Origin of the sequence: Arthrospira sp. PCC 8006 (assembly GCF_046480465.1) — a bacterium.
Lineage (GTDB): Bacteria > Cyanobacteriota > Cyanobacteriia > Cyanobacteriales > Microcoleaceae > Limnospira > Limnospira platensis.
On the sequence record NZ_PKGG01000238.1, the window covers coordinates 1 to 7,371 of the forward strand.

Annotated in this window: 3 protein-coding genes; 1 reads left to right on the plus strand and 2 read right to left on the minus strand. The window is 41.9% G+C overall.

Features of this window, described 5'->3' with window-relative positions:
* Positions 1-13: 13 nt before the first annotated feature.
* Together B9T16_RS23435 and B9T16_RS23440 are read right to left on the minus strand one after the other, a co-directional pair.
* Positions 14-568, minus strand: a complete 555-nt coding sequence (locus tag B9T16_RS23435; protein ID WP_410245900.1) for a hypothetical protein — start codon at positions 566-568, stop codon at positions 14-16.
* 32 nt (positions 569-600) lie between these two features.
* Complete coding sequence (locus tag B9T16_RS23440; protein WP_410245901.1) at positions 601-2,397, minus strand: ABC transporter ATP-binding protein; 1,797 nt, start codon at positions 2,395-2,397, stop codon at positions 601-603.
* A 416-nt stretch (positions 2,398-2,813) separates the two neighbouring features.
* On the opposite strand from B9T16_RS23440, the gene B9T16_RS23445 reads away from it, so the two are divergent.
* On the plus strand, positions 2,814-7,371 hold a 4,558-nt coding region (locus B9T16_RS23445; protein WP_410245902.1), incomplete at its 3' end, for an Ig-like domain-containing protein.

Sequence of the window (7,371 nt, forward strand, 5' to 3'; positions counted from 1 at the left end):
GAGTTTTTAGGTGTTATTGCATAGCTTCTAGGCGAGTTTCATCTAAACTACCTAAAGCATTACATCGACAAGAATTAGCAACTCCGTAGTGTATCAAAGGCAGATTAATTAGGGGTAAATTATGGGGTTGAAAGCGAAGATCTCCCACCTGAAAATATAGTCCAGACCAGGGGTAAGGAAAAAGGCGATCGACTAACAGCGGTGTTAAATAGTGACTCAAATAGCTATCTAACCAGTTGAAAAATACCAGATCTGGATACCAGCCAATTTTTGAGGAAGCCCCTTGTACCGCTAACGCCGCCTGTCGCCACCTTTCTAGTATAGCTAGGGGTTGGGGTATTTTTCCAATACCGGGAAACTTAGGAATTTTTGTTCCTTGAATGGGGAAAGTATACAGCCACTCACTAGACTTAGGACAATGAACATTAACCCAATTTTTGACCTGTTCTGGTTCTCGACTCAAGGTGATGACTCGACAGCCTAAATTGAGTAAAGTCTGGGTATAAAGTCTTAAGTAGGCTAGGTGATGGCCTCCTTCGTGATTGTCAATTAGGGCGATAGTTTTCAAAGCTGTTATCCTTAATTTATTTAATGATAATTTTATGTGGTTTTACTTATCACAATTTCTTCATAAGTACCTGAGTTAATAATCTTGCCTTTATCCATGACATAAATGCGATCGCAATGTTGTATAGTAGTCAAACGATGAGCAATCATAATCATAGTTTTAATTCCACTCAGAGATTTAATCGACTCAGTAACCAAACTTTCCGTCTCGTTATCTAACGCCGAAGTCGCCTCATCTAACACCAGAATATCCCGTTCATGATAAAGAGCGCGAGCAATACCAATTCGTTGGCGTTGACCCCCAGAAAGGCGCACTCCTCTTTCCCCCACCATCGTATTTATTCCATCGGGAAGTTCTTTGACCAAATCCATAAGTTGAGCCATTTCTAAAGCCTGTTGTAAACGTTTATGATCAATTAAATCATCAGCCACCCCGAAAGCAATATTTCTCTCAATTGTATCTGCCATTAGAAAAATAGACTGGGGAATATAGCCAATCATATTTTGCCACGATCGCAAATTATTATAAATAGAAATATCATCAATTTTAATATCACCCCCTTGGGGTATTAATAACCCCAGAATGATATCCACTAACGTGGTCTTGCCGGCTCCAGACTGACCAATAAAAGCAATAGATTCTCCCTTACTAATCGACAAAGAAACATCGGAAATTGCTGGGGATTCAGAACCTGGATATTCATAAGTTACTCCCTTCAAAATAATCTGACCAAAATCTTTATTCTTGAATTTATGGTCAGCTAATTGACTAATTTCTGTAACTACGGTGCGATTTGAAACTTCGCTGTTTTTGAGAGTTTCAATTTCTCGTAAATCATGACTTAATCTTTCTAATACATAGGTCATACTCCGCAATTTACTCACATCTTTACTCAAATTAGAAATAGCTGGTAGTAAACGAATTGATGACAAAGCGAATATACTTAATGCCGGAATTAATCCATCAATATCTTGTCCCAGTAAAATCATAGTTGATGTGATTCCCACTAAAAATACAATTAAAATAGCCTCAACTAATATTCTAGGGACAATTTGAAAAGAAAGTAATAAAGTTCCCGCCTCTATATATTCCCGTGATTGATAACTCAGTTGTTCTTCAAAAAAGTCATAACAGCCAATTACCTTAGTTTCTTTAATACCTCCTAAACTATGATTAACAATACGAATAATCGATTCATCAGCATAACTCACACGCTTTCCCCAGTATTTGATTTTATCCTTAAAAGCATTCAGGATGACAATTAAAGGTACAAACAGAAATATTAAAACAATTACCACTAATTTACTGGTAAGCAATAGCAGTCCACTCAAAGCTATAATAATCATCAAATTAGCAGATGAATTGAGGATAGGCATTAGAATGTCGAGAGCAAAAGCTTTGGTGTAATTATTTATACATTGAATAACTGAGGCACTATCTTTAGATAAGTGGAAAGTATAAGGTACAGACAGATATTCTTGGATTAATTTTTCACACAATTTCCCACGAACTTTCAGACAAAACCCAAAGACATAGGTTTTAATTCGCCAGTTTAAGAAAGATTTAACCGTAAATAAACCAATAATAAATAATCCCAATAATGCTATACCTTGGGATGCTTCTGTCAAATTTAATCCCGCATATATGGAAGCAACCAGTTCACTGTCATTAACTAAATCGGGATTACTGGCTAGGCTTAAAAATGGTCCTATCATGCCAATCCCAAAGGCTTCTAGCACTGACATTAGGACAAATAAAATCACTAAAATCACTAACTGTTTGGGGGAAGCCGGAAGAATGAAAAAAAACCGATTGATAAAATTCTGCATTTGCGCTCTCTTTTACTCCCAATGCCTTGGATATTTGGAATTCTCAAAATTTACCAGTACCATGATATTTTAGATGATAACCACCCATTATATTGATTTTACCCTACTATAGCAATCGAAAATATTATGTAAAGTCTGCCACCGTGTGACTCACCACCGGATTATCAAGTTCATAACTGATGTCTCATACTACCTTACAGTAAACCCCAGACGGAAGAACGGGTTAAATCTCAGCCTAGCTTTACAATGAGCATCATTATTTAAACCTTTAAGTAAAGATTCTGTAAACTACTCCGTATTTTCACGGATATATGACAAAATCGAAGAAATTAGGTCCATCAGTCAGTTCAGACTGAGACTTGAGTGATTCTTCCCGCAGCTTGCCATCAGCTTTTTAGGTTCCTAGCAACTCACCCATGATTAACCCCACAGCCACCGATATTAACTCAAAGTCCTTCCCCTTGGAATGGCCATTGTCGCCGTTCAGAGTATCGGAAAGTCTTAACACTGGTCAACAGGTAGTAATAATTGACTCCGGGGTTAAAGATTATCGGGAGTTGATTAGTGGCCTTCGCGCGGTGGCAGATGTCATAATTTTATCCCCCAACAGAGATGGTGTCCTACAGATAGCGGAGACCCTACACCAATATAATACGATCGCACAAATTCACATCATCTGCCACGGCTCACCAGGTTGTCTGAAATTGGGAAATGTGGAACTCACCTCAGAAACCCTTCCCCACTACAGCCAACACCTCGAAACCCTCAACCATAAACTGCACCATAGCTCTATTATCCTCTATGGTTGCCGAGTCGCCGCCGGACCCAGGGGGGAAACCTTCCTCCAACAACTGCATCAACTCACTGGTGCCAATATTAGCGCCTCAACTACCCCCACAGGTAATCACCAATTAGGGGGAGACTGGGATTTTCAGGCCAGCATAGGAAACCCTATCGATACTGATTCGATATTTTCCCAAGTCACAATGGCAACCTACAGCCACACATTAGCCTTTGAGTCCGACGACTTCAACACCAACAGCCTCAATGCCTGGTGGAATTTTATCAGCCCCAACAATAACAGTTCCTACCTACTCACCGGAACAGGTACATCAGATGCTTATGTAGAACTATCAGTCCCTGGTGCTACTGATATGTGGAATCGCAACCGTAGCGCCTCCAGACTCATGCAGCCGGCTCAAAACCAAGATTTTGAGTTAGAAATGAAATTTGCCGCCGACCCAGCCTTAAATAAGCAAATGCAGGGGATTTTGGTAGAGCAAGATGATAACAACTGGCTCAGGTTTGATGTCTTTAAAATTAATTCAGATTTAGCCTTATTTGCGGGTTCGACCCGTAACGGTGGTTCCCGGTCTATGATTCGTATGGGGGTACAACCCGGACAAGCCCGACACCTGAAAGTTAACCGCACTGGGGATGTCTGGACTCTCAACTATTCCCCTGATGGTTCAACTTGGACGACAGCCGGGAGTTTTACGGAAGCCTTACAAGTCCAACAGGTGGGGTTATTTGCGGGAAATGCTGACAGTTCATCATCTCCTCAGTTTACCAGCCAGGTGGATTACTTTTTTAATACAGCGGCTCCTATTATTCCAGAAGATGGTCAGGTTGTTACTCCAGAACCAGTTGAAAATCAGCCACCCATAGCCAATGATGATACGGCTAGAGTAGAACCATTACAATCTGTTGTCATTGATGTGTTAAGCAATGATAGCGACCCGGATGGTGTTTTAGTCCCGGATACGGTGACGGTGGTTGGCTCACCAGACTACGGTACTATCACCGTTAACCCTAACGGAACCATCACCTATAGCCATGACGGTTCATCTACCAATAGCGATCGCTTTACTTATACCGTAGAAGATGATGATGGCGCTACCTCTAACGAAGCTACCGTTTTCCTGACTATCGAGGAAAATCAGCCACCCACCGCTAATGATGATAACGCCACGGTCCGCACCGGAAACACCGTTACCATTAACGTCCTTAGTAATGATAGTGACCCTGATGGTGTTTTAGTCCCGGATACGGTGACGGTGGTTGATTTACCAGATTACGGTAATATCACCGTTAACCCTAACGGAACCATCACCTATAGCCATGACGGTTCATCTACCAGTAGCGATCGCTTTACTTATACCGTAGAAGATGATGATGGCGCTACCTCTAACGAAGCTACCGTTTTCCTGACTATCGAGGAAAATCAGCCACCCACCGCTAATGATGATAACGCCACGGTCCGCACCGGAAACACCGTTACCATTAACGTCCTTAATAAYGATAGCGACCTTGATGGTGTTTTMATCCCAGATACGGTGACGGTAGTTGACTCTCCCAACTACGGTAATATCACCGTTAACCCTAACGGAACTATCACCTATACCCATGACGGTTCATCTAGCGGTACGGATAGCTTTACTTATACCGTAGAAGATAATGATGGCGCTACCTCTAACCTAGCCAATGTTAGCATCACCATTCAAGAACCATCAGCAGACCCAAATCCCACCGTTCTTGATATCTGGTATGGTTCAGAACAGAGTTTCGGTCATATTGGTAAGCCTCTAGTTTGGGTGAATATCCTTGGTAACGTTTCCGACCCAGATGGTATATCTTCTCTAAACTACTCACTCAATCAAGGACCGGAAGTTCCCCTTTTATTTAAGGGTAATGGTCAACATCAAAATCTCCGTTTACAAAATAATGGAGACTTTAACGTTGAAATTGCTTACACTGATCTCAACCCCGCATCTGATCACGATGATATAGTTGTCATTACAGCAGTTGATACACTGGGTCATATTGCTACCGAATCTGTCACTATTAAACATGAATTAGGAAATGCTTGGCCGAAAACTTATTCCATTGACTGGAGTGAAGTTGATCAAATTAACGATGTAGCACAAGTGGTAGATGGTCTGTGGACTTTAACAGATGATGGAGTCCGCACGGCTGAAACAGGTTATGACCGCTTAATTGCTATTGGTGACATTGGATGGGATGATTACGAAGCCACTGTTCCCATTACGATTCATCAAACTAATACTAATGGGATAATTGGTCTGTTAATGCGATGGAAAGGACATCAACCCGATGGTGGGACCCAGCCTTATGTTCAGTGGCGCACCCATGGGGAAATTGGTTTTTATCACATGAGCAGTGGCTTGTCTTTAGAAGGAACAACGTTCTTTAATAGTGGCAGAAATATCACGCTGGAAGCCGGGAATACCTACAATTTCAAGATGCGATCGCAGACGGTAGATGATGGTAGTATTTATAGCTTTAAAGTTTGGGAAGAAAGCGAACCGGAACCCACAGAATGGGATCGTCAATCCTTTAAATCATCATCAGATTTCAGAGCCTTGTCTCATGGTTCATTGCTCCTAGTTGCTCACTATTATGATGCCACTTTTGGTGATGTTACAGTTGTTCCCTATGGAGAAGAGCGACCAAACCTCGCACCGATCGCCAATAATGATCACAGTAGAGTTAGCCAAGGAAATAGTGTTAATATTAGAGTTCTTAGTAATGATGAAGATATTGACGGTAGCTTGATGCCGAATACTGTAACTATCGTTACTGAACCCAACCACGGCACTGTTAGTATTCAAAATGGGGTAGTTACTTACAATCATAATGGTTCCTATATCAGTGGCGATCGCTTTACTTATACCGTCGAAGATAATCATGGTGCTACCTCCAACGAAGCCACTGTATTTCTGGGTATTTCGGAATTAGATTTAGCCTTCAACTCCGATGACTTTAATAGCAGCAACCTCAAGCCAGAATGGAATTTTATTAAACCTCTAGCCAATTCCTCCTATGCTTTAACAGGAACCGGGACAAGTGATGCTTATTTAGAACTTTCTGTCCCCGCTAATACTGATTTGTGGAATCAAAATCGGACCATTGCGCGACTCATGCAACCCGCCGCCAACGAAGATTTTGAGTTAGAAATTAAATTTGCTTCCGACCCCACTGTAGCCAAGCAAATGCAGGGAATTTTGGTAGAGCAAGATGAGCGGAATTGGTTAAGGTTTAATGTATCTCAAACTGGTTCAGGTTTATCAGTATTTGGTGCTTCTACCACTAATGGTAGTTCCCGTGTGATGGTTTCTGGTTCCGTGGCTACGGGAGAAGCTCGATATTTGAATGTAAATCGACAAGGAAACTTATGGACTCTCAAATCTTCTGGAGATGGTATAAATTGGAATACAGTTGGCAGTTTTATCCGTGATTTACAAGTCCAAGAAGTGGGGTTATTTGCAGGTCATGCTGGAAAATCACCAGCCATGTTTACCTCCCAGGTCGATTACTTTTTCAATATGGCGGCTCCCATTGTCCCCGAAGATGTCTCCCTCGGAAATCAGCCACCCATAGCCAACGATGATACAGTCAGAGTAGAACCAAGCCAGTCCGTTATCATTGATGTATTGAGCAATGATAGCGACCCTGATGGTGTTTTAATCCCAGATACCGTCACAGTAGTTGATTTACCAGACTACGGTACTATCACCGTTAACCCTAACGGAACAATCACCTATAGCCATGACGGTTCATCTACCAGTACGGATAGCTTTACTTATACCGTAGAAGATGATGATGGCGCTATCTCTAACCTAGCCACCGTCTCCCTGACTATCCAAGAAAATCAACCCCCCACCGCTAATGATGATAACGCCACGGTCCGCACCGGAAACACCGTTACCATTAACGTCCTTAATAACGATAGCGACCTTGATGGTGTTTTAATCCCAGATACCGTCACAGTAGTTGATTTACCAGACTACGGTAMTATCACCGTTAACCCTAACGGAACAATCACCTATAGCCATGACGGTTCATCTACCAGTAMGGATAGCTTTACTTATACCATAGAAGMTGATGATGGCGCTATCTCTAACCCAGCCACCGTCTCCCTCAACGTTCCCGAGTTAGACTTAGCCTTCGAGT